Below are 23,303 nucleotides of genomic sequence, written 5' to 3' on the forward strand. Positions count from 1 at the left end.
CATTTGGCTTTTCAATGCGGCAGGATCTTAGGCGGCAACGAGGCTTCGCAAGACATATTGCAGGATGCCTCCGTGGCGGTAGTAATCCAACTCAATCGCAGTATCGATGCGGCAGCGCGTTGTGATGGTGCGTTCCTTGCCATCGGCTGAAACGATCTGGACGCTGACATCGGCGCGCGGCGCAATCTGGGTAATGCCCTGAATGGTGACGGTTTCGCTGCCATCCAGACCAAGAGTTTGCCAGCTTTCACCGTCGGCGAACTGCAGAGGAAGCACGCCCATGCCCACGAGATTTGAGCGGTGGATGCGTTCAAAGCTCTGGGCGATGACGGCGCGGATGCCCAAAAGGTTGGTGCCCTTGGCGGCCCAGTCACGGCTGGAGCCGGTGCCATATTCCTTGCCGGCAAATACGACCAGAGGGGTGTTTTGCGCCTGATAGGCCATTGCCGCGTCATACATGGCCATCTCAGTGCCATCGGGGCCTTTGGTGAAGCCGCCTTCGACGCCGGGCACCATCTGGTTCTTGATGCGGATATTGGCAAATGTGCCGCGCATCATGACTTCGTGATTGCCGCGGCGGGCGCCGTAGGAATTGAAGTCACGCGGGGCGACCTGATGCTCCTCGAGGTAGCGGCCGGCCGGGGTGTTGCCCTTGAACGATCCAGCCGGAGAAATATGGTCGGTGGTGATCGAGTCAAGGAACAGACCCAGAATACGCGCCTTATTGATATCGGTGACCGGCGCTGGTTCCATTTTCAGATTCTCGAAATATGGCGGGTTCTGTACATAGGTTGAACCCGAGTTCCAGCCGTAGGTCTCGGCGTCATCCACAGCGATGCCCTGCCAATGGGTGTCGCCCTTGAAGACGTCCGAATAACGGCCCTTGAACATTTCCTGGGTCACGTGGGTACGCACTATGTCCGCGACTTCGTGATTGGTGGGCCAGATGTCTTTGAGATAGACGGGCTTACCGTCAGAGCCGGTGCCCAAAGGTTCGGTCGTAATGTCGATGTTCATCGAACCGGCCAAGGCGTAGGCCACAACCAATGGCGGCGAAGCGAGGAAATTGGCCTTGACGTCGGGATTAACCCGGCCTTCGAAGTTGCGGTTTCCTGAAAGTACTGAGGCTGCCACCAGATCCCCGGCCTGAACAGCTTTGGAGATTTCGGCGGGCAGCGGCCCGGAATTGCCGATACAGGTGGTGCAGCCATAGCCGACCAAATTAAAACCGATGGCGTTGAGGTCGTCGGACAGACCCGCGCTATCAAGATAATCGGTCACCACCTGCGAGCCGGGGGCAAGCGAGGTTTTGACCCACGGTTTGCTATCGAGGCCCAGCGCCCGTGCCTTGCGGGCAACCAACCCGGCAGCGACCAGAACGGAGGGGTTGGAGGTGTTGGTGCAGGAGGTGATGGCGGCGATTACAACGTCGCCGTGGCCGATTGCATAGTCCGTGCCGTCGACATTGATCTTTGGATCGTCGGTTTTTGAGAACTCGGTGGGCAGCGCCTTGGCAAATGCCGATTTGGCGGCGTCGAGCGCGATGCGGTCCTGCGGGCGTTTTGGGCCCGAAATCGAGGGTACAACAGTTGTCAGGTCAAGTTCGAGCGTCGAGGTAAAAACCGGATCGGAGGAGGCTGTCTCACGGAACATGCCTTGCGCCTTGGCGTAGGCCTCAACCAGTGCGACGCGGTCGGCCTCGCGACCAGAGGTGGTCAGATATTGCAGGGTGTCGGTATCGATAGGGAAAAACCCGCAGGTTGCGCCATATTCGGGCGCCATGTTGGCAATGGTTGCCTGATCTTCAAGCGAGAGGAAATCGAGGCCGGGGCCGAAAAATTCAACGAACTTGCCGACGACGCCCTTCTTGCGCAGCATTTCGGTGATGGTGAGCACCAGATCGGTGGCGGTAATGCCTTCATTGATCTTGCCGGTGACCTTGAAGCCCACAACTTCGGGGATCATCATGGTGATTGGCTGGCCGAGCATGGCCGCTTCGGCTTCAATGCCGCCAACACCCCAGCCGAGAACCGCCAAACCATTGACCATAGTGGTGTGGCTGTCGGTGCCAACCAGCGTGTCGGGGTACGCAATAGTTTCCCCGTTTTCGTCTTTGGTCCAGACGGTCTGGGCCAGATATTCAAGATTGACCTGATGGCAGATGCCGGTGCCGGGAGGCACAACGCGGAAGTTGTCAAAGGCTTTCTGGCCCCAGCGCAGGAACTCGTAGCGCTCGCCATTGCGCTGATATTCCAGCTCGACGTTCCGGGTGAAGGAGCCAGCGGTGCCGAAACTATCGACCATGACCGAGTGGTCGATGACCAGATCAACCGGCACCAGCGGGTTGATCTTTTGCGGATCAGCGCCAAGACCGGTGGTCGCGTCACGCATGGCGGCAAGGTCGACCACGGCAGGCACGCCGGTAAAGTCCTGCATCAGCACGCGTGCGGGGCGATAGGAAATTTCGTGTTCGGACTTGCGGGTCTTGAGCCATTTGGCAACTGCCAGAATGTCATCCCTGGTAACGGTGCTGCCATCTTCAAAGCGCAACAGGTTTTCCAGCACCACCTTCATCGAGTGTGGCAGGGCGGAAATGCCCTCCAGACCATTCTTTTCGGCCAGTGGCAGCGAAAAATAAGTGTAGGTCTTGCCGCCCACATCGAGGGTGGTTTTTGAATTGAAGCTATTCAGAGATGAGGTCATGGTGCCCGCCTTTTAGCTAGGTTCCAAAGGCGATACGGCCAGGCCAAGAGGGGCAGGTCTGCCCGGTTTGGCACGAGGGCGCAGCGCCTTTGCTGGAATGAGTCCAATCTGGAAGGGCTTATACCCAAACAATTTGGTGCTTGCCAGTGCGGACTTTGTTTCAATACGACATGGGGTCATGACAGATCGGCAAGCCTTTGAGAAAATCATCTTGCGCGCTGCGGGGCTTAGCGGCCAACGTGGCGACAATATCCTTTTTGCCGGGCTCGATTTTGAGGTTCCGGGCGGAGCGGCATTGGCGCTACGCGGCCCCAACGGGGCGGGCAAGACTACATTGCTCCTGACGCTGGCAGGTTTGATTACACCAGCGGCAGGCACAATTGAGTTTGATGGCCCTGATTCCGAGGGGCCACCAATTCTGCATTTTTGCGGGCATCATAATGCAATCAAGCAACGGCTAAGCGTTTTTGAGAACCTTGAGTTCTGGGCGGCGCTAAACGGTGGCACCGGTAATAGCGTTCCGGCGGCATTGGACCGTGTGGGGCTTGGCGCCATTGCTTCGGTGGATGCGGGACATTTGTCAGCCGGGCAGGGAAAGCGGCTGGCGCTGGCGCGGCTTCTGGTTAGTCATCGGCCTGTCTGGCTGCTCGATGAACCGATGGCGGCGCTCGATAGTGCGGGCGACCAACTGATCGGCGTGCTGCTTGACGAACATCTGGCCGCGGGCGGCGTAGTGATTGCGGCAACGCACGATGATTTGCCGCTTGGCGATACTGCACGTGGCCGAGTCCTGCGGCTGGGGGCAGCCTCATGAACGCTTTTGGGGCCGTTTTGGCACGAGAGTTGAAATTGGCAGCACGCAGCGGCGGCGATGTGCTGACGCTGGTACTGTTTTTTGTGATGATCGGGGTAATCGTGCCGTTTGCAATGGGCCCCGACAAAGCGATGCTGTCGCGATTGGCCCCGGCGATTGTCTGGATTGCCGCGTTCCTTTCGATGCTGCTGGGGCTGGATCGAATGTTTCGTGCTGATCATGAGGATGGCACACTGGTTCTGTTGCGGCAGGCCGATCTGCCGTTTTCAGCAATTGTTGGTGCCAAGGTGGCTGCCCACTGGCTATTGACCGCGCTGCCCCTGATTATTGCCAGCCCTTTGCTGGCGATCATGCTGGCCATGGACATGCCAACATTGGGAAGGGCCGTCGTTTCATTATTGGTTGGCACACCGGCACTGGTGGCGCTGGGGGCCATTGGGGCAGCGGTAACGGTATCAATCCGGCGGGGTGGGCTGATTGCGCCGGTGCTGATCCTACCGATGGCCATACCCATCCTGATTTTCGGAGTTGGCACGATTTCGACGGGTGCCGGACCTGATCAATCGGACGCGGCACTGTTGTTTCTTGCGGCAATCAGTCTCATGACAGCGGCGCTGGCTCCCTTTGTGGCCGCGCTTGCGATAAAGTGGGGGGAAGATTAAGGGCCTCCTATGAGCATTGATACCAAATCCAGACAAGGCTGGTTCAGCCGCATTGCCCATCCCGGCCAGTTCATGGCCTGGACGCAGCCGCTGTTGTGGCCGCTGGTGGGGATCACGGCGGTATTGTTTGTTGTCGGGCTCTACTATGCCTTTTTCAATTCGCCCGAAGACTATCAAATGGGCGAAACGGTGCGCATCATGTATGTGCATGTCCCCAACGCCTGGCTGAGCCAATTTGTCTATGTGATCATGGCGGTTTCAGCGCTTGGCACCCTGGTGTGGCGCCATCCGCTGGCCGATGTTTCGATGAAGGCTGCCGCCCCATTGGGCGCGGTTTTCACAGCACTCGCCCTCTATACCGGTGCGCTCTGGGGGCGACCCACCTGGGGTACGTTCTGGGAGTGGGACGGGCGCATGACCTCGACCCTCGTTCTGCTGCTTATTTATCTGGGCATTATCGCGCTGTGGCGGGCATTTGATGATCAGTTGCGCGCCGCGCGGGTTATTGCGGTCTTTACGCTCGTCGGGGCGGTCAATATTCCGATCATCAAGTTTTCGGTGGATTGGTGGAGCACGCTGCACCAGCCTGCCAGCGTGTTCCGCCCAGATGGTCCGACGATTCCACCGTCCATTCTGATCCCGTTGTTCCTTATGTTTTTTGCCTTCACCTTTTTGTTTCTGGTGCTGCACCTCAAGGCCATGCATACCGAGATCCGGCGCCGCAAAGCGATGGGGCTGGAACGGCGCGCTGCGGGAGCTTTGGCATGATCGATCTGGGACCTCATGCGGTATTTATCATCTGGGCCTATGTCGGGTCGGCGATTGCGGTTGCCGGATTGGTCGGGGCGGTATTGCTTGATGCGCGGCGTGTATCAAGGCGGCTGACAACACTTGAAACGCAAGGCGTGCGCCGCCGGTCGGATAATCATTGATGCGTTATGTATTTTTCGGCCTGCCGCTTTTGCTGCTGGCGGCGTTGTTGAGCGTTTTTGCCTTTTCGATCAACCGTGATCCGAACCTGGTGCGCTCGGTCTTGATCGACAAGCCCGCACCCCAATTCGACATGCCGGCGGTGGCTGGTCTGGGGGTGACCGGCTTTGATACCCAAAGCCTTGTTGGCGAGGTGACTGTGGTCAATGTGTTTGCCAGCTGGTGCGTTCCCTGCCGCGAGGAACATCCGGTGCTTACCGCGCTCAAGGATGTGTCCGGGGTCCGACTCTTTGGCATCAATCAGGCTGACAAGCCCGAAAATGCGGTGGCATTTCTTGAAGAACTGGGCAATCCCTATGATCGGGTCGGGGCTGACGAAAACCGACGTGTTTCGATTGACTGGGGCGTCTATGGAGTGCCCGAAACCTTTATCGTGGATGCGCGCGGGGTCATTGCCTTCAAGCACGTCGGCCCAATGACGGGGGCGGATGTTGAAAAGGAAATTCTGCCCGCGATCAAGCGTGCTCGCGCCGTCAAACCCTAAAAGTCGCTGGTCAGGCCCTTGATTTCCCAATCACCATAACGAGCAGGCTCCAGACCGCCACGACCACCGGTCTCGGGCGGCAATTGGGCCAACTGTCGGTCCAGTTCGGTACGGCGCGCCTCGGCTTCGGCCAAAGCGCGTTTGGCGGCAGGTGTCAGAGTTTTCGTCAGTGCTTGTGTGGGCGTTTCGGGCATTGCAATCTTCTCATTCAGCCGGGCATCTTGCGCCGAACCTGTCGGCTCCCAACATATTGGGCAAAGATTGGCAGGATCAAGCAAGATGTTCAACGCACTTCGTACCGGGGTTCTGTTGGCGGCGCTGACTGCGCTGTTCATGGCCGTGGGCTATTTCATTGGCGGTACCGGCGGCATGGTCATGGCGTTTGGATTTGCGCTGGTAACCAACGCCATTGGCTACTGGAATTCGGACAAACTGGTTTTGCGCATGCAAAATGCCGTGCCGGTGGCGCAGAGTCGAGCGCCCGAACTATATGAAATGGTTGACACGCTCTCCCAACGCGCGGGCATTCCAACCCCGGCGGTCTATCTGATCGAAACCGATCAGCCCAACGCTTTTGCCACCGGCCGGGATCCCCAACATGGCGCGGTCGCTGTGTCGGCGGGCCTGCTCAAACACCTTGAAACCCGCGAAGTCGCGGCGGTTATCGCCCATGAACTGGGCCATATCCGCAATCGCGATACGCTGACGATGACGATCACGGCTACGTTTGCCGGTGCTATATCTATGCTGGCCCAATTTGGCCTGTTCTTTGGCGGTGGCAATCGGCGCGACAATCCGCTGGGCGGCATGGGCGCGCTGCTCATGGTGTTCCTGGCCCCGGTCGCAGCCATGCTGGTGCAGATGGCGGTCAGCCGGACCCGCGAGTATGAGGCCGACAAGGCGGGGGCCGAAATATCGGGCGATCCGCTGGCGCTGGCCTCGGCCCTGCGCAAAATCGCGGGCCTTGCCGGGCGACAGGTCAATGTTGCCGCCGAGCGCAATCCGGCGATGGCGCACATGTACATCATCAACCCGCTGAGCGGGCAGCGCATGGATAATCTGTTTTCCACTCATCCCGACACCGCCAATCGCATTGAAGCGCTGACAAACCTTGCGAGTGCGATGCAGGTGAACCATAAGAGCCCGACAAGTGCTTCGCGTTCGGGCACGGTGCGGGCAGCGCCGGGTCAGGGTGGAAGCTGGCGCGTACCACAAATACGACGCGAAGATGAGGATGGCGACAGTCGCGGTCCCTGGGGATGAGTGAAAGCTTTTGACGGCAAAGAAAGAACCAGCAGGCCTGAGCCTGCGCCTCGTGGCGGCTTCGCGGTTGCGTGCTGTGTTGAGTGGCGACAATTTTGTGGCGCTGGGCGCAAACGATATTGCCGATAGCCGCGACCGCGCAACCGCCAATCGGCTGATCACGATGGCGCTGCGGCGGCATGGGCAAATCAACTTCATAATGCACGCGCTACTCGACAAGGGGCTACCGGGCAAGAGCGGCAGCTTTGAAGCGGTGTTGCGCCTATCGCTGGCCCAGCTCGTTTATCTGCCTGATCTGGGTGCCCACAGCGCGCTGTTTTTGGCCGTTGAAGCGCTCAAGCGTGACAAGAAGGCCCAGCATCTGACCGGATTGATGAATGCTGTGCTGCGCCGGGCGCAGGCCAATTCGGCCAAGTACTGGTCGCTGTCCGATGATTTATTGATCCCCGAAACGTTCGGCGATACCTGGGTGGATGCCTACGGCGAGGCAGCTATACCTGCATTTACCGATGCTCTGATTGCCGGCGCCCCGCTTGATCTGACGCTTAAGGACAATGACCCCGACCTGATTGCGGCGCTGGGTGCGGTTCCATTGATGGACGATAGTGTTCGGGTCGAAACACGGGATCGGCCGGTTGAAGGATTGCCCGGCTATGCAGAAGGTCGCTGGTGGGTGCAGGACGCAGCCTCAGCGCTCCCTGCACGTCTCATGGGACTGGAAAAGGGCGCCCGGGTGCTTGATCTGTGCGCTGCGCCCGGTGGCAAGACGGCGCAATTGATCAAGGCCGGCTACCAGGTCACCGCGCTTGATGCAGACGCCAAGCGCATGGAGCGCCTCAAGATCAATTTGACCCGGCTGGACTACGAGGCCGAAACAGTGACAGCGGACGCCGCTACATTTGCGCCCGAATCCGGGTTTGACGGGGTGTTGCTGGATGCGCCGTGTTCAGCAACCGGAACCTTTCGGCGGCACCCCGAGGTTATCTGGCATCGGATGGCGAGTGACATCGCCGGACGGGTCAGCGTGCAACGCGCGTTATTGATTAACGCGTTTCGTTGTCTCAATCAGGGTGGGGTGCTGCTATATTGTGTGTGTTCGCTGGAGCCGGAGGAGGGCGAGGCACAGGTTGAATGGGCACTTCAGCATTTGCCCGACCTAAAGCTTTTGCCGATTGGCCCGGACGAAATCGGTGGTGATCTGGCGGGAGCGGTTTCGCCCGATGGCCTGCTGCGTACGCATCCTGGAATGGCGCCGGGTAGACAACCGGGTGGCATGGATGGATTTTTTGTGGCCCGCTTCGGGCGACACTGAGTGAATGTTTTTCGATGCAGTGCATCGCCCAGGAATGCAGTTAGTCCAGTTGAGTTGAGTGGTTCATTGAACGGTTTGCAATTGCCAGTGTTGACAGCCAAAGCGGCTGGGGGCGTATGATGCTGGACGCATGGCAATTTGCCGTGGGGCGGCTCGCTAACGGCTTGGCTGACCGCATTGTCACCCTGCCAATGCTGCGCTGGACGTGGACCGGCACCGCCGATACCGGCTACGACAGCAATCTGCCCGAATATCGTCCCAGTGATCGCGATGCTGTGCGCGACATGATGGCAGGGCGCTATCTGTTGGCATCCAGGCTGGTGGAAACAGGGGGCGTTTCGCCCTTCGGGATAGAAACCGAGCATGTTGACTGGCGTATCAACCTGCAGGGGTTTTCGTGGCTGCGCCATTTTCGCGACGTGCGCGACGCTGGCGAGCGCGGATTTGCTCGTATGCTGGTGCTCGATTGGATCGGGCGCTCGGGTGAATTTGAGCGCGAAACCTGGGCACCGGGGGTTTGCGCCCAACGGGTTTTGAATTGGCTGCGTCATCTCAATTTGCTGCTTGAGGGAGCCAATGCCGAACAAAGTCGCACCATCATGCGCTCGCTTGGGACCCAGATCCAGAGCCTCAAGGTGCGGTGCAAACTGATCAACGATCCGGTTGATCGATTGCTGGCCTGCATCGCGGTTCTGGGCGCGTCGCTTTGCGATCAGGAAACCTCGGATCACATCGAAGCGGCCGCGTTGCGGCTGGATGCGGTGCTGGCCGCCCAGATTGACAGCGATGGCCTGCATCTCGCGCGCAGTCCCCGCGTCCAGCTGCTGTTGCTGGCCGAGCTTGCCAGCGTGCGTTCGGGCCTCTCAAATTTTAACAGTGACTGGGGCCATCGACTTGGCAATCAGGTTGAAAAAATGCACCAGGCGCTCGATGCCCTGACATTGGGCAGCGGTGAGCCGGTTTATGCCAACGGCACCGGGCAATTGCCGCACGACGTATTGATCGCCGTGCAGGCGAGCGGCGTACCCCAGAAGCAAGTCAGTCGCCTGTTGAGTGGATTTGGTGTGTTACGTGATGGCGAAGCCGTGGTCATTGCCGATGGCGGACAGGTGCCGCCGCCTGAGTTTGCCCGCGAAGCCCATGCTGGTGCCCTTTCGTTCGAATTCAGCCATGGTACCGAGCAGATTATTGGCAATTGTGGCCCCGCACCCGCCGATTTGCCCGACAGCAAATTGTTGTTTCGTCGCGGCGTGGCTCATTCGGCGCCCACTATCAATGCCCAAAGTGCGACGCGTATTCGCGAAAAAGGCCCATTGGCCGAAATACCCCATCAGACGGGCGCTGGGCCCGGCCTGACGCTCAATAGCGCCGATCAGCTGTTGAGCCTGGTTCAAAATGGCTATGCGGCTCGCTTCGGGGTGTCGCTGGAGCGGCGCATAACTCTCTTGTCGAGCGGGACCACCCTTGTGGGTCAGGATCGGATGATCCGGGCGGGCAAAGCGCCAGTTTCAGGCGTGATCACGGCCCGGTTCCATCTTGCACCCGGCGTCATGGTGCGCCGTATCGGCAATGAAGGCATCGTGCGGCTGGTGCTGCCAAATGGCGCGGTTTGGAGTTTTTTGTGGGAGGGGGCGGACCTTCGCGTCGAGGAAAGCGTCCGGCAATCGTCCTATGTCGGATTTCACCGCACGCAGCAGTTGGTGCTCGAGGCCGATGTCGAAGTGGGCGATGAAATTGCCTGGATCGTGACGCTGGAACAGTCCTGAAATGCGATCAATTGGGCTTACGCCGCGCAAAATGGCGCAGGGGCGTTGCCCGCAGGCCCCTATCTGGCTTATAGCGCCCCCATCAATTCAAATCGGGAAGCGCGTTCATGAACCACAGCAAGACAGTCAAGGTCGGGCGGGCCCTGCTATCGGTGTTTGACAAGGCCGGCATGGTGGACTTTGCCAAGGGGCTGTCGGCGGCCGGGGTCGATCTGGTGTCAACGGGCGGCACGCATCGCCTGATCGCCGACGCAGGGCTGACGGTGCGCGAAATTTCGGAACTGACCGGCTTTCCCGAAATGATGGATGGCCGGGTCAAGACCCTGCATCCAAAGGTGCATGGCGGGCTTTTGGCGGTCCGGGACAATGCCGAGCACAAGGCGGCCATGGACGCCCACGAAATCGGCGGTATCGAGCTGGTTGCTGTCAATCTTTATCCGTTTGAGGAAACTGTCGCCAAGGGCGCCGATTACGACACCATTATCGAGAACATCGATATTGGCGGGCCTGCCATGATCCGCTCGGCCGCCAAAAATCATGCCTATGTCACCGTTGTTGTCGATCCGACTGACTATCCGGCGATCCTTGCGGCAATTGCTGAAACCGGCGGTGTGCCGTTTGATATGCGCCAGCGGCTTGCGGCCAAAGCCTATGCACGGACCGCTGCCTATGATGGGGCAATTTCGAGCTGGTTTGCCAAGGCCATCAATTATCCCGAAATTCCCTATCGCAGTTTTTCGGGGCAATTGGCAGAAGTCATGCGCTATGGCGAAAATCCGCATCAATGGGCCGGTTTTTATACCACGGGGGATGCGCGGCCCGGCGTGGCCAGCGCCAAAAAGGTGCAAGGCAAGACGCTTTCCTACAACAATATCAACGATACGGACGCCGCGTTCGAATTGGTGAGTGAATTTGATCCGGTCAAAACGGCAGCGGTGGCGATCATCAAGCATGCCAATCCATGCGGTGTTGCGGTTGCCGATACGATTATCGACGCCTATCGCATGGCGTTGCGCACCGATCCGGTCAGTGCCTTTGGCGGCATAGTGGCGATCAACCGCGAGATTGATGCGGCGACTGCCACTGAGATCGTCAAGGTATTTACCGAAGTGATCGTGGCACCATCGGCTACCTCTGAGGCAATCGAGATCATTGCCGCCAAGAAAAACCTGCGGCTACTGCTGACGGGGGGCTCGCTGATCCGAAAGCCGACGGGTTGACGGTGCGTTCGGTTTCGGGCGGACTGTTGGTGCAGACACGCGACAATACCAGTGTCGATGACTGCGACCTCAAGGTTGTGACCAGAAAACAGCCCAGTGCCGCTGAACTAACCGATATGAAATTGGCGGCAAAGGTGGCTAAGCACGTCAAATCCAACGCGATAATTTACGTCAAAGATGGGGCAACAGTTGGGATTGGCGCGGGGCAGATGAGCCGAGTTGATTCGGCCCGCGTGGCGCACCGAAAGTCCATCGACGCCGCTCAGGCCGCCGGGATCGAGGGGGCGTTGACCCGAGGGTCGGTCGTCGCCTCAGATGCTTTTTTTCCATTTGCTGATGGACTTGAAGCATTGGTTGAAGCGGGCGCGACGGCGGTCGTGCAGCCGGGTGGATCTATGCGCGATCAGGAAGTGATTGATGCGGCGGATGCGGCCGGCATTGCCATGATTTTTACCGGTATGCGCCATTTCCGCCATTAATTTGTCCGCCGGACAATTTATTTTGTCTGGCGTGTCGATCCAGCTACCATTGGTTCGTCGTGTTGGTATTCGGGCAGGTCATGGGGACCGGCCCGGTACAACAGGGGAGCATCCAAATGCGTTTCATGATTATCGTCAAGGCCAATGCAGACAGCGAAGCTGGAGTCATGCCTTCATCCGAAGCCATCGCCAGAATGGGCGTGTTCAACGAGAAAATGATTGAGGCCGGGGTGATGCTGGCCGGCGATGGGCTGCATCCATCCTCCAGGGGCGCGCGGATAAAATCGGAAAACGGCAAGGTTGTCGTCACCGATGGGCCGTTCAGTGAAACCAAGGAATTGATCGCTGGATTCTGGATGATCCAGACCAAATCCTACGAAGAGGCGCTGGAATGGTGCAAGCGGATCCCATTCGATGCAGGGATGGAAGTAGAGTTGCGCAAGGCGTTCGAAGCATCTGACTTTGTTTCAGATAGCATTACCGAGGAACATCTCGCCAAGGAACAGGAATTCCGGGACGCGCAAAAGCCCATCTCCAATGGCTAACGCCTGCATATTGATTTGATGAACGGCGACAATATCAGCCGCGCCATTGAAACGGTCTGGCGCATGGAAGCGCCCAGATTGGTGGCGGGGCTGGTGCGCATGGTGCGCGATATCAGCCTGGCGGAGGAGTTGGCGCAGGAAGCACTGGTTGGCGCTTTGCAGTCGTGGCCGAAATCGGGCGTGCCGGATAATCCGGGCGCATGGCTGATGACCAGCGCCAAGCGCTGCGCCATCGACTATTTTCGGCACAATGCCATGGTTGCCCGCAAGCTGCCAGAAATTGCGCATGCGACACCCACCGACGCTTCGGCGGCACCGGATCCTGAAGCCTTGCTCGATGCAGGGTCAGGCGATGACTTATTGAACCTGATGTTTGTGGCCTGTCATCCAGCATTGTCGCCCGAAGCGCAGTCGGCGCTGACCCTGCGTTTGATTGGGGGATTGAGCACCAATGAAATTGCACGCGCCTTTTTGGTAAGCGAAGCCACCATGGCGCAGCGGATCGTACGCGCCAAGAGAACACTGGCCGAGGCGGGCGAACGGTTCGCATTTCCAAACAGTGCCGAGCGGCAGGCGCGGCTGGGTTCAGTGCTGGGTGTCCTCTATCTGATCTTTAACGAAGGGTATTCGGCGACCACCGGGCAGGACTGGATGCGACCACAATTGTGCGAGGAAGCCATGCGCATGGGCCGGATATTGGCGCAAATGGTACCCGATCAATCCGAAGTACACGGGCTGGTTGCCTTGATGGAACTGCAGGCGTCCCGGTTCGCGGCCCGCCATGGTGCTGATGGCACGCCGATCCTGCTGGCTGAGCAAAATCGCGCCCGCTGGGATCGAACTTTGATCGGGCGGGGGCTTGCGGGCGTTGATCGGGCACGGGCCGAGTCGCTGCACCCTGGTTCCTACAGTTTGCAGGCCGCCATTGCCGCCTGTCACGCGCGGGCCGCTCTGTCCTGCGGAAACCGACTGGAACGAGATTGCCCGACTTTACGGCCAATTGGCACAAATCAATCCCGGCCCCGTTATTGAACTCAATCGCGGGGTGGCGATCGCGCAGGCGCATGGCGCAAAGGCGGGACTTGACCATCTCGAGCACCATGTCGATGCCGAAGCATTGGCGCATTATCCGCTATTTGCCGCGGCGCGTGGGGAGTTGCTCGAACGGCTAGGCCGGGATGGGGAAGCATCGGCATGCTTTGCGAGGGCTGCGGCTCTGACGCAAAATCAAGTCGAAAAAGCGCTGATGCAGAAGCGGGCCGAACGATTGGCTGGCGCAAAATCTTGACCCTCGCAGGCGCTGGGATTAGAACGGCTCCAGAAATCTTTCCCAAGCTTTGCTGGACACACATTACATGACCAAGGCGCGCACGCTTTACGACAAGATCTGGGACGACCATCTGGTTCAGAACAACGAAGATGGCACCTCGCTGCTCTATATTGATCGGCATCTGGTCCATGAAGTGACAAGCCCACAGGCATTCGAAGGCCTGCGCCTCAACAAGCGCCGTGTTCGCCATCCAGAACGCACGCTGGCGGTGGTTGATCACAATGTGCCGACGTCTGACCGCAGCGCCGGAATCGATGATCCTGAAAGCAAATTACAGGTCGATACGCTGGCCGAGAACGCCCGCGAGTTCGGTGTCGAATATTTCGACGAGTTGGACAAGCGGCAGGGCATTGTGCACATCGTCGGTCCCGAGCAGGGATTCACCCTACCGGGCATGACTATTGTATGTGGCGATAGCCATACCTCGACACACGGCGCTTTTGGCGCGCTGGCCCATGGCATCGGCACGTCCGAGGTCGAACATGTGCTGGCCACGCAGACTCTGATCCAGCAAAAGGCCAAGAACATGCTGGTGCGGGTGGATGGCAAGCTGCCGCCCCATGTTACCGCCAAGGATATCATTTTGGCGATCATTGGCGAGATCGGCACGGCGGGCGGCAATGGTCACGTGATTGAATTTGCTGGCGAAGCCATCGAAGCGCTGTCGATGGAAGGCCGGATGACGGTGTGCAACATGACTATCGAAGGGGGCGCGCGCGCCGGATTGATCGCGCCGGATCAAACAACCTACGACTATGTCGAAGGCCGCAATCGCGCGCCGTCAGGCACGGCTTGGGACATGGCGCTTGATTATTGGAAAACGCTTTATACCGACGACGGCGCCCATTACGACAAGGTCGTGGTACTCGACGCGGCCAATTTGCCGCCTATCGTTTCCTGGGGCTCTTCGCCTGAAGACGTGATTGCGGTCACGGGCGAAGTGCCCAATCCCGATGATATTGCTGATGAAAACAAACGTGCTTCCAAGTGGCGGGCCCTCGAATATATGGGTTTGAAGCCCGGCACCAGGATCACCGACATCACGGTGGACCGGGTGTTCCTGGGGTCGTGCACCAATGGGCGGATCGAGGATCTGCGCGTTGCCGCGGCCGCGGTCAAGGGCAAGAAGGTTCATGGCAATGTGTCAGCCATGGTCGTACCCGGCTCCGGGTTAGTCAAGGAACAGGCAGAGGCCGAAGGTCTGGATGTGATATTCAAGGACGCCGGGTTCGACTGGCGTGAGCCGGGCTGCTCGATGTGCCTGGCCATGAATGCCGACAAGCTCAAGCCGAAGGAGCGTTGCGCCTCGACCTCAAACCGCAATTTTGAAGGCCGTCAGGGCTTTAAGGGCCGCACCCATCTGGTGTCGCCCGAAATGGCGGTGGCGGCAGCCGTTACCGGCCATTTCGTTGACATTCGTGACTGGCAGTAAGTTGATGCTCTCGGGAGCGCTCGTGGCGCTCCCGAAGCCCGGCTAATCGCGGGGCACAAATTCAAATTCGGCTTCATTGCCACCCGATGGATCATCGGAAACACGCAGCCACAGATTATTCTCATCAAGCGCTGCAAACCAATCATCCCAACTGACCAACTGAAACCCACCGATCCGGTCGGGGCCCTGATTATGGTCGGAATTTAGCGCCTCCTGGCCGAATGTCAGTTGCAGGATGGTGCGCGTGTCCGAGCCATCAGGCACTTCCATCAGCATCGGGTTGCCGCCGCGTGCCGAAGTCCATTGGCGAATGTCGTCGTGGGAGGTGAGGATTTTTGGCATTGGGCGCTCCTGGTGGTGTTGCAGGACAAGTCGGGGCGGGGAAGATGGTTCCTCTGCGTGCCAAACCATTGCGCCTTCTCGTGAATGGGCTAATGTCTGATCGCTGGGAGGCAATGATGATTTTTGACCTATTTCGATTGGATGGCAAGTCGGCTCTGGTGACCGGGGGGACCCGTGGCATTGGTCTTGGCATCGCCAAGGCGCTGGGTGACGCAGGCGCGCGGCTTGTTATCGCCTCACGTCAGGAAAACCAAGCGGCGCTGACCGAACTGCGCGACGCGGGCTACAACGTCGACTATATCAATGCCGACATGAGTGATCCGGACGCGCCGGCCAAACTGATTGCCGACACGCTGGCTCTGGTCGGTCGATTGGACATTCTGGTCAACAATGCCGGGGTCGCCCAGCATGGCGACACTGAAACATTTTCAACCGACACGTACCGCCGTCTGATGTCGATCAATCTGGATTCGGTATTTTATACCTGCCGGGCTGCGTTGACGCCGATGCGGCAGCAAAAAGGCGGCGTTATTCTCAATATTGGCTCGATATCGGGCTATATTTCAAACATTCCCCAGCGCCAGGCCGCCTACAACGCCAGCAAGGCTGCGGTTCACATGCTGACCAAAAGCCTTGCCAGCGACTATGCCGAGGAAAATATCCGCGTCAACGCGATTGCGCCCGGCTATATTTCGACTGCCATGACGGCGGGTGGCTTTGCCAATGAGGAATGGGCGCCAATCTGGACCGATATGACGCCAATGCGTCGACCGGGCACGCCCCAGGACATTGGTGCGGCCGCACTTTATTTATGCTCTGACGCGTCCAGTTATGTCACCGGTGAGGTGTTGGTGATCGACGGGGGCTACACGACACGCTAGCCCCGCCGATCTGATTGCACTTAGTGCGACTGTGGCATCTCTCTTGCGGCCTCGCGCCGCTGTACCAGTTCACAGTCCTCAGTACTGCTGGCAGAAACCTTAAGGGCCAATTGCTGGCGATCCAGTTCTGCCAACCAGGCGGTCCATGAAACCGGGCTCATGCCGTCGTCCTGATCCTGATCGGTAGCGGCGTCATGACGGCGTTTGTCAAAACTCAGGCACAGGCGGGACTTAACATCGCCAAAATTGTCGCGAACCCGGGAAATTGCCGGGATTCCCTTTTGTCGCAGACCCAATTCCGAATGTCCTGATGCCTGACAAGCGTGTGACTATCTTTCATAGTTGGCCTCCCCGCCATTTAGTGAACAATTGGTGAATCAACGGTCCCGACTTGGCGCGGGTTCCGTCCGCAACGCAATTAGTGAACGATCTTTGTGACCAGTTTCAGGCTTTCGAGCTCCTTTGTGGATAAATAATACAATCGATCAGGCGGCGTCTCGAGCGCGTGCAACCATAGGGCTGGATCAACGCCGGACGATGACAGATATCTGGAAATTCGGGCAGTCGTGGTCTGGGCGTCAGACATTGCAAGCCCTGCCGTGCGACTGAGCCGCTGCGGATCGGTTGAAATGGCTGCGGCATAGATCTGGTGAACGCCAATGGCGGCTTTATCCGAGGCAATGCGTTCAAGGCCTCCAGCCAATATCAATGGGCAGGAAGAGGCGCAAAATGCTCCAGCCGCAACCTCGGTTGCGAAGCCTTTTTCCCTTATCAGGGCGCCAATTGCCAGTGCATCCATCACCGAGCCTCCCGGCGAATCAATGCTTACAGTTTGGACATATTCGCCCCGCGCCGCAATCTCGTTGGCAAACCGGGTTTCCGAACCCGGTTCAATGGTGCCGGTCAGACGCAATATACCCCCCGGTTCCAGTGAGATGGCTAGGGGCGCCTGCAGTAGGGCAGGGTCGGTGGTAACCGCCGGGACGGGGGACTGCGCTGGTCCGTCTGGGTTGAACGGGGGCAGGATCGTTTGGGTTGGTGCCAGCAACGCCGTATCCGCGGCGGTCAATTCGCGATAGTCGACATAAAGTACCGAAATTGTACCGAACAGCAGCACAAAGAAAGCCGCACGCATGATGGCGCCGTCGTCGAAACTGCCAATCCAGACAGGGATGCGGCGATAGAACGGACCGTCGCGATTGCTATTGCGCGCGTTGGCGGAGGTTGCCACCATCAAGTGCGGCCCGGACCATCGCCGCGTTGGCGTTTGGCGGCATCAATCGGGGTGACGCTACCGGTATCCGGAGGTGTCTGCTCGTCGTCGGGCGCCTGTTCTGGATCCATATTTGCCTCGGCCAATACTTCAGGCGTTTCAGCAATGACCGTTGACGGCAGCACAACCCCGGCATCCTGCATCTGGCGATAGAGGGCCATGGCGCGGATCATTTCGGCGGCGGTGATATTTTCGGCCTCGGCCAGTGATTCGGCATCGCGTCGCAGGGCATCATTGACGATCATCAGCACGAGAACCAGCACGACAGGAAGCAAGTCGATTGAAATGGCGCCGGCCCACGAAGGAATAAAGTCGGTCCAATAGCGGATCACCGCTTCGGCGCTGGAGAGGGGCACGAAGCGGCGCTGACCGACCTTGGGCTGGGCAAGAATTTCATTGGCAGCCGCAGACAGCGCCGCAGACTGGGCCGCAACCGAAGCGCGCACCGTTTCCATCACTTGATCCTGACGATTGGCAAGATCCGGATTTTGTCCGTTGGCGACGGGGGCAATAAAGCCCGCCGACAGGTCAGCCGAGGCGCGTTGTACCGAGGCCGCGACTCCGGTTTGCTGCAAAGCCGCGATCAGTGCGGTCAATTGTACCGCCTCGGCCTGAAACTGATCCGAGCGCGGCTCGATGGCGCCGGGCGTCGACACTAGTTCCCGCATCGAGGCGAGGCGTTCCGAGCCCTGCGCGAAAATGCCGGCAACCTCATCGCGGCTTGAGGTGATGGTTGAGCCCAGTTCAGTCATTTGGGCTGACATCTGGGTGAGCAATTGTACGACGCTTCCTGATCCAATTGATCCGGTCAGCGCGCCACTTTCGCGCTCGTCCGCCGCCAGGCGCGAAAAGCGCTCGGCTGCCCGTTGCACGTCTGGCAGCAGCGATTGGCTGGCCAGGGCACTGGCGTGGGCGTTGTCGAGATCTTCGGCATAGCCCTGCAGCGTTACGGCCATATGCTGTTCCAGCGCAGCGGAACCGGCCAGTGCGGCAGCATTGAGCCAGGAGGACATGGCAATGATCATCATGGCGCCAATGGCCATGGTAATAAACAGCGATATGCGCTGGACACCACTGACCACCAGCGGGATGAACCGCATCATGAAGGTCCAGAAGGCATAGATGGCGACCGATACGGCAGCCGAATAGATGATGGCGGCAAAGAAGACAAACGTGGCGCTGCCATCCAGCAGGCCACGCACACCAAGATAGGTATAGACCCCTGACGCCAGCGCCAGAACCGCCAATGCAAACCGCGTCATCGTCTCGACGCCCTTGACGGTTTCGTTGAGGCGATAGGCATTGTTCTTGAGCTGCATTGCAAACCTCGTGGCACTGGGCCGAAAATCTGAAGCCAAGTTAACACGCTGATGGCGGCAGGAAATAGACCTTATTCCCGACGATCCGACACGTTTGCGCTATTACACCCGCCCGTTTTCGAGCGGACAGGATTGAGCCGTAATGCGCTCCGTTTCTATGAACGGCGTGGACTGCTGCGATCGCGTGCGTCGAGCGAAATATCCAACGCCTGCCGCCACTAGGCGGGGCTCAGCATTGCCGATCGCGAGAGCTGCTGGCAGAGATGGGAAAGGGCAACGACAAATCCGACGATGCTCAAGAATTCCTGCATGCGCGCATCAGCGCGTTGCGGCCACCATTGCCAATTCGGTGCGTTTGTTGGTCCTGCTGTGTTCAGTCCGCAATGGCCAACCGTCGCCGGCGGACCGACTGGTCCCAAAATAATCAGCCGCCAACTGCGACGTCGAGTGCCAGCGTTACCATATCGTTGAGCGAGGTCTGGCGCTGGTCAGCGTCAATCTCTTCATGGGTAATCAGGCAGTCGGTCATGGTGCAGATGGTCAGCGCCCTGACGCCAAAACGGGCCGCGAGGGTATAGAGCGCAGCAGCTTCCATTTCGACGCCGATAACGCCGTGATCTGGCAATTTATCATAACCGGCCATGCCGTCGGGGTGGTAGAAAATGTCGGACGACAACATGTTGCCGGCATGAAAGCGCAGACCTGCCGCTTCGGCCTTTTCCGCGGCGGACCGCAATAGGCCAAAGTCGGCAATGGGCGCGAAATTGAAGGCGCCAAAACGCCCCTTGACGATGCTGCTATCGGTCGATGCACCCTGTGCCAGAATAATGTCGCGCACTTTTACATCCTTGTTGAGCCCACCGCAGGTGCCAACACGAATCAGGGATTTGACCCCATAGCTGTTGATCAGTTCATGCACGTAAATGGCCAACGAAGGCTGGCCCATGCCTGATGCCTGCACCGAAACAGGCTCGCCCTTCCATGTGCCGGTGTAGCCAAGGCAATTGCGTACCGAATTGACCAGTTTTGGGGCCTCGAAAAAGGTTTCGGCAATCCATTTCGCCCGCAAGGGGTCGCCCGGCAAGAGTACGGTTTCGGCATAGTCGCCCGGCTTGGCGTGGTTGTGCGGTGTCATGGTTGGCCCTTGTCTGGTCTGGTTGCCCGACACTGCCATTGCGCTTGGGGCAGGGCAAGGGTGCGCGTTGCGGCCTTGACCTTGCCAAGGTTGACGTTCATTTAGCCATTGGACCGCAGGAGAACTATAATGGGCGCGAAGATCTTCATTGATGGCGAGGCAGGCACCACTGGTTTGCAAATTCGCGACCGGCTGGCTGGACGCAGCGATATCGAGATCCTGTCGATCCCGCAGGACAAGCGCAAGGATATTGATACGCGCGCCGAACTGCTCAATGCAGCTGATGTCGCCATTTTGTGCCTGCCCGATGATGCGGCCAGGGAGAGCGTGTCGCTGATCAGTAATGGCACCACCCGCGTCATTGATGCCTCAACCGCCTATCGGGTTGACCCGAACTGGGTCTATGGTTTTGCCGAGATGGACAAGGGGCAAAGCCAGGCAATTGCTGAGGCCAGGCGCGTTTCCAATCCCGGCTGCTATCCGCAGGGACCGATCATTATGGTGCGGCCGCTGATCGAGGCGGGGTTATTGCCGCCCAGCTTTGCGCTGACGGTCAACGCCATTTCGGGCTATAGTGGCGGTGGCAGGCAGATGATTGCCGAATATGAAGCGGCTGGAGATAATGCCAGCCATTTCATGCCTTATGGACTGACCTTCAATCACAAGCATGTGCCTGAAATGACCGCCTATACCAAGTTGACGGGCGCGCCCCTGTTCGTGCCGTCGGTGGGCGACTATGCGCAGGGCATGGTCACCTGTGTGCCGTTGCAGCTGGGCATGCTCGGCACGGTACCGACGGGGGAAGATGTTCACGCCGCGATTGGCGGGCATCTGGCGGGACTGACGGACAGTTTTGTCTCACTGGCCTCTTATGAAGCGTTGGCGAAAAGCCCCGAACTCGACCCGCAGCGCTACAATAATACCAACAAGATGGTACTGCATGTGTTTGCCAACGACGCCCAGGCGCAAGTGTTGCTGGTCGCTGTTTATGACAATCTGGGCAAGGGCGCGTCGGGCGCGGCCGTACAGAATCTCAATCTGATGCTGGGGGTCGACGTGCACACCGGGCTGGCCGACTAGCCGATCTGGACGTATTTGGCCATTCCAGACTTGACCGAAACCCCGCTGTTGCGCCATTACAGCGCCAACAGACAAGGATGCATCATGGACAAGTTTACGACATTGACCGGGGTCGCGGCACCGCTGCCGATCATCAATATCGACACCGACATGATTATTCCCAAGCAATATCTCAAGACCATCAAGCGCACCGGGCTGGGTACGGCGCTGTTTTCAGAGATGCGCTACAATGACGATGGCAGCGAAAATGCCGATTTCGTCCTCAACAAGCCAGCCTATCGACAGGCCAAGATCATTGTTGCAGGCGACAATTTCGGCTGCGGTTCGAGTCGTGAGCACGCCCCCTGGGCGCTTTTGGATTTTGGTGTCCGCTGCGTGATCTCAACCAGCTTTGCCGACATTTTTTACAACAACTGCTTCAAGAACGGCATTTTGCCACTCGTCGTTACGCCAGAGCAGTTGGCGATGCTGCTGGATGATGCCGAGCGGGGTTCAAACGCCACGATCACTGTCGATCTCGAAGCCCAGACGATCAAGGGGCCGGACGGTGGCGAGTTGCATTTTGATATTGATCCATCTCGCAAGCAGACCCTGCTTGAAGGGCTGGACGATATTGCGGGGACATTGAAATCGGACCCAACCATTTCGGGATTTGAAGCCAAGATGAGCGAAAGTCGCCCCTGGCTTTAAGGGCAGCGGCCAGAACGCCCCAGCGTATAGTGCAATTTGTATCCACAGGGCTGCCGTTCGGTCGGTGTTGGAGAACAATCGCCAAATCGGTTCGAGTTTGGTCGTGGAAATGATCAAATCAGACCTGAAAATAGAAATCGACGTGGCGACGCGCGAAGGCGTCGCCAACAGTTAAGGAAAATTCTGATGTCCCAGTCCCTGTTCCTGCTTCCCGGCGATGGCATCGGCACCGAAATCATGGCCGAGGTCGAAAAGCTGATCGCTTGGACCAATGAGACGGGCCTGACCGATTTTATCATTGATCGTGGATTGGCTGGCGGCGTCGCTTATGATGCCCATGGTGTTGCCATCACCGATGGCGATGTGACCAAGGCGCTGGCAGCCGATGCGGTACTGTTCGGCGCGGTTGGGGGTCCTAAATGGGATGATGTGCCCTATGATCAGCGGCCCGAGGCGGCCCTTTTGCGCCTGCGCAAAGAATTGGCGGTATTTGCCAATCTACGCCCGGCGATCTGCTATCCGGCGTTGGCCGATTCCTCGTCGCTGAAGCGCGAATTGGTCGAGGGGCTCGATATCCTGATCGTGCGCGAATTGACCGGTGGGGTCTATTTTGGCGAACCCAAGACGATTACGGAATTGGGGAATGGCCAAAAGCGCGCCATCGATACCCAGGTCTATGAGAGCTACGAAATCGACCGGATCGCACGCGTTGCTTTTGATCTGGCGCGTACGCGTGGTTCGCGTGTGCATTCAGCCGACAAGAAAAATGTGATGAAGTCGGGCGTCCTGTGGGACGAAGTGGTCAAGGGCGTGGCCAAGGACTATCCCGATGTGGCGCTTGAACATATTCTGGCCGACAATGCTGCCATGCAGTTGGTGCGCACCCCCAAGCAATTCGACGTCATGGTCACCGACAATCTGTTTGGCGATATTCTGTCTGATGTTGCCGCGATGCTGACCGGGTCGCTGGGCATGCTGCCCTCCGCCTCGCTGGGTTCGCCGGATCCGGTAACCGGCAAGCGCAAGGCATTTTACGAGCCCGTCCATGGCTCTGCCCCCGACATCATGGGCAAAGGCATTGCCAATCCTATCGCCATGATCGCAAGCTTTGCCATGGCGTTGCGTTATTCGTTCAATATGCTCGAGTTGGCCGATCGGGTCGAAAACGCCATCGCCGACGTGCTCGAGGACGGTTTGCGCACGGCTGACATTGCCCAGGGCGATGACAGGGTCATTGGAACCCAGGAAATGGGCGCCGCCATTCTGGCCAAACTCAAGGCCTAGCAACACTATTTTCTGCGGCTCGGCGTGAGTCGGGCCGCAGGTCAATGGCTAGTAGTCGACCAGCTTCGTGTCAGGATCGTAGGGCTGATTGGACGCAATCCTTGTTACCGCCTGACCACAACGCATTTTCCTGGAGTGGGCGTCATAGGCATAGGTTGGGTTGCCGTGCAGTGCCCAGCCTTCAGAAAGGGCCTTGGTCACCTTGTGGCAAAAGCCCACGTCGTCTTCCCCGGTCAGTAAACGATAGATCAGCATGATGCATTCCCCCAATGTTGCAGACGCATAACAGCGCAGTTGAT

The 23,303-nt window shown here is 58.5% G+C and carries 24 protein-coding genes and 1 pseudogene; 17 read left to right on the plus strand and 8 right to left on the minus strand.

Annotated features, from left to right (window positions below; all coding sequences use genetic code 11):
- Positions 1–27: 27 nt before the first annotated feature.
- Entirely contained in the window at positions 28–2,703 is a 2,676-nt protein-coding gene (acnA, locus tag PSQ90_RS08680) for an aconitate hydratase AcnA (RefSeq protein WP_282209947.1), read from the minus strand.
- A gap of 178 nt (positions 2,704–2,881) precedes the next feature.
- Here acnA and ccmA point away from each other — a divergent pair, with 178 nt between their 5' ends.
- From ccmA to PSQ90_RS08705, 5 genes are read left to right on the plus strand one after another with little or no spacing between them, the layout of a single operon-like run.
- A complete protein-coding gene (gene ccmA / locus PSQ90_RS08685; RefSeq protein WP_282209948.1) occupies positions 2,882–3,517 on the plus strand; it encodes a heme ABC exporter ATP-binding protein CcmA in 636 nt (211 codons plus the stop codon).
- Complete coding sequence (ccmB, locus tag PSQ90_RS08690) at positions 3,514–4,179, plus strand: heme exporter protein CcmB (protein WP_282209949.1); 666 nt, start codon at positions 3,514–3,516, stop codon at positions 4,177–4,179. The genes ccmA and ccmB overlap by 4 nt, the downstream gene beginning before the upstream one ends.
- A gap of 9 nt (positions 4,180–4,188) precedes the next feature.
- Positions 4,189–4,947: a heme ABC transporter permease gene (locus tag PSQ90_RS08695; protein ID WP_282209950.1), complete on the plus strand. Its 759-nt coding sequence runs from the start codon at positions 4,189–4,191 to the stop codon at positions 4,945–4,947.
- Positions 4,944–5,111 (plus strand): heme exporter protein CcmD, encoded by a 168-nt coding sequence (ccmD, locus tag PSQ90_RS08700; protein ID WP_282209951.1) that lies wholly within the window; start codon positions 4,944–4,946, stop codon positions 5,109–5,111. Before PSQ90_RS08695 ends, ccmD begins: the two co-directional genes overlap by 4 nt.
- A complete protein-coding gene (locus tag PSQ90_RS08705) occupies positions 5,111–5,653 on the plus strand; it encodes a DsbE family thiol:disulfide interchange protein (RefSeq protein ID WP_282209952.1) in 543 nt (180 codons plus the stop codon). Before ccmD ends, PSQ90_RS08705 begins: the two co-directional genes overlap by 1 nt.
- On the opposite strand, the gene PSQ90_RS08710 is transcribed toward PSQ90_RS08705, so the two are convergent.
- Positions 5,650–5,847 (minus strand): DUF1674 domain-containing protein, encoded by a 198-nt coding sequence (locus PSQ90_RS08710; RefSeq protein ID WP_282209953.1) that lies wholly within the window; start codon positions 5,845–5,847, stop codon positions 5,650–5,652. The two genes, PSQ90_RS08705 and PSQ90_RS08710, sit on opposite strands and share 4 nt — an antisense overlap.
- 85 nt (positions 5,848–5,932) lie before the next feature.
- Here PSQ90_RS08710 and htpX point away from each other — a divergent pair, with 85 nt between their 5' ends.
- The 8 genes and pseudogenes from htpX to leuC all read left to right on the plus strand — a co-directional run bounded on the left by htpX (position 5,933) and on the right by leuC (position 15,000).
- A complete protein-coding gene (htpX, locus tag PSQ90_RS08715; RefSeq protein ID WP_282209954.1) occupies positions 5,933–6,916 on the plus strand; it encodes a zinc metalloprotease HtpX in 984 nt (327 codons plus the stop codon).
- A gap of 10 nt (positions 6,917–6,926) precedes the next feature.
- A complete protein-coding gene (locus tag PSQ90_RS08720; protein WP_282209955.1) occupies positions 6,927–8,228 on the plus strand; it encodes an RsmB/NOP family class I SAM-dependent RNA methyltransferase in 1,302 nt (433 codons plus the stop codon).
- Between the two features lie 116 nt (positions 8,229–8,344).
- Positions 8,345–9,994, plus strand: coding sequence for a heparinase II/III family protein (locus PSQ90_RS08725; RefSeq protein ID WP_282209956.1), 1,650 nt, complete (start codon positions 8,345–8,347; stop codon positions 9,992–9,994).
- Positions 9,995–10,101: 107 nt separating this feature from the next.
- Positions 10,102–11,693, plus strand: a pseudogene (gene purH / locus PSQ90_RS08730) (bifunctional phosphoribosylaminoimidazolecarboxamide formyltransferase/IMP cyclohydrolase).
- A 116-nt stretch (positions 11,694–11,809) separates the two neighbouring features.
- Entirely contained in the window at positions 11,810–12,238 is a 429-nt protein-coding gene (locus PSQ90_RS08735) for a YciI family protein (RefSeq protein WP_282209957.1), read from the plus strand.
- 18 nt (positions 12,239–12,256) lie between these two features.
- Positions 12,257–13,270 (plus strand): RNA polymerase sigma factor, encoded by a 1,014-nt coding sequence (locus PSQ90_RS08740; RefSeq protein ID WP_328517491.1) that lies wholly within the window; start codon positions 12,257–12,259, stop codon positions 13,268–13,270.
- A complete protein-coding gene (locus PSQ90_RS17035) occupies positions 13,239–13,526 on the plus strand; it encodes a hypothetical protein (RefSeq protein WP_328517492.1) in 288 nt (95 codons plus the stop codon). Before PSQ90_RS08740 ends, PSQ90_RS17035 begins: the two co-directional genes overlap by 32 nt.
- A gap of 67 nt (positions 13,527–13,593) precedes the next feature.
- Entirely contained in the window at positions 13,594–15,000 is a 1,407-nt protein-coding gene (gene leuC / locus PSQ90_RS08745) for a 3-isopropylmalate dehydratase large subunit (RefSeq protein WP_282209958.1), read from the plus strand.
- A 42-nt stretch (positions 15,001–15,042) separates the two neighbouring features.
- Here leuC and PSQ90_RS08750 read toward each other — a convergent pair whose 3' ends face one another.
- The gene (locus PSQ90_RS08750) at positions 15,043–15,342 is read right to left on the minus strand and encodes a hypothetical protein (RefSeq protein ID WP_282209959.1); all 300 of its coding nucleotides are present in this window, start codon (positions 15,340–15,342) and stop codon (positions 15,043–15,045) included.
- 116 nt (positions 15,343–15,458) lie between these two features.
- On the opposite strand from PSQ90_RS08750, the gene PSQ90_RS08755 reads away from it, so the two are divergent.
- Positions 15,459–16,223 (plus strand): SDR family NAD(P)-dependent oxidoreductase, encoded by a 765-nt coding sequence (locus PSQ90_RS08755; RefSeq protein WP_282213018.1) that lies wholly within the window; start codon positions 15,459–15,461, stop codon positions 16,221–16,223.
- A gap of 20 nt (positions 16,224–16,243) precedes the next feature.
- Here the strand turns inward: PSQ90_RS08755 and PSQ90_RS08760 are convergent, their stop codons facing one another.
- The 4 genes from PSQ90_RS08760 to deoD all read right to left on the minus strand — a co-directional run bounded on the left by PSQ90_RS08760 (position 16,244) and on the right by deoD (position 19,950).
- Positions 16,244–16,519, minus strand: coding sequence for a hypothetical protein (locus PSQ90_RS08760; protein ID WP_282209960.1), 276 nt, complete (start codon positions 16,517–16,519; stop codon positions 16,244–16,246).
- Positions 16,520–16,641: 122 nt separating this feature from the next.
- A complete protein-coding gene (locus PSQ90_RS08765; RefSeq protein ID WP_282209961.1) occupies positions 16,642–17,457 on the minus strand; it encodes a COG3904 family protein in 816 nt (271 codons plus the stop codon).
- Positions 17,457–18,815 (minus strand): hypothetical protein, encoded by a 1,359-nt coding sequence (locus tag PSQ90_RS08770; RefSeq protein WP_282209962.1) that lies wholly within the window; start codon positions 18,813–18,815, stop codon positions 17,457–17,459. Before PSQ90_RS08770 ends, PSQ90_RS08765 begins: the two co-directional genes overlap by 1 nt.
- Before the next feature lie 424 nt (positions 18,816–19,239).
- Positions 19,240–19,950, minus strand: coding sequence for a purine-nucleoside phosphorylase (deoD, locus tag PSQ90_RS08775; RefSeq protein WP_282209963.1), 711 nt, complete (start codon positions 19,948–19,950; stop codon positions 19,240–19,242).
- Positions 19,951–20,079: 129 nt separating this feature from the next.
- Here deoD and argC point away from each other — a divergent pair, with 129 nt between their 5' ends.
- The 3 genes from argC to leuB all read left to right on the plus strand — a co-directional run bounded on the left by argC (position 20,080) and on the right by leuB (position 23,004).
- The gene (gene argC, locus PSQ90_RS08780) at positions 20,080–21,030 is read left to right on the plus strand and encodes an N-acetyl-gamma-glutamyl-phosphate reductase (RefSeq protein WP_282209964.1); all 951 of its coding nucleotides are present in this window, start codon (positions 20,080–20,082) and stop codon (positions 21,028–21,030) included.
- An 84-nt stretch (positions 21,031–21,114) separates the two neighbouring features.
- On the plus strand, positions 21,115–21,720 hold the full coding sequence (leuD, locus tag PSQ90_RS08785) for a 3-isopropylmalate dehydratase small subunit (RefSeq protein ID WP_282209965.1): 606 nt from the start codon (positions 21,115–21,117) through the stop codon (positions 21,718–21,720).
- Positions 21,721–21,906: 186 nt separating this feature from the next.
- Positions 21,907–23,004, plus strand: a complete 1,098-nt coding sequence (gene leuB, locus PSQ90_RS08790; protein ID WP_407648104.1) for a 3-isopropylmalate dehydrogenase — start codon at positions 21,907–21,909, stop codon at positions 23,002–23,004.
- Positions 23,005–23,052: 48 nt separating this feature from the next.
- On the opposite strand, the gene PSQ90_RS08795 is transcribed toward leuB, so the two are convergent.
- On the minus strand, positions 23,053–23,259 hold the full coding sequence (locus PSQ90_RS08795) for a DUF1737 domain-containing protein (protein WP_282209966.1): 207 nt from the start codon (positions 23,257–23,259) through the stop codon (positions 23,053–23,055).
- Between the last annotated feature and the right edge of the window lie 44 nt (positions 23,260–23,303).

This window comes from Devosia rhodophyticola (assembly GCF_028816475.1).
Lineage (GTDB): Bacteria > Pseudomonadota > Alphaproteobacteria > Rhizobiales > Devosiaceae > Devosia > Devosia rhodophyticola.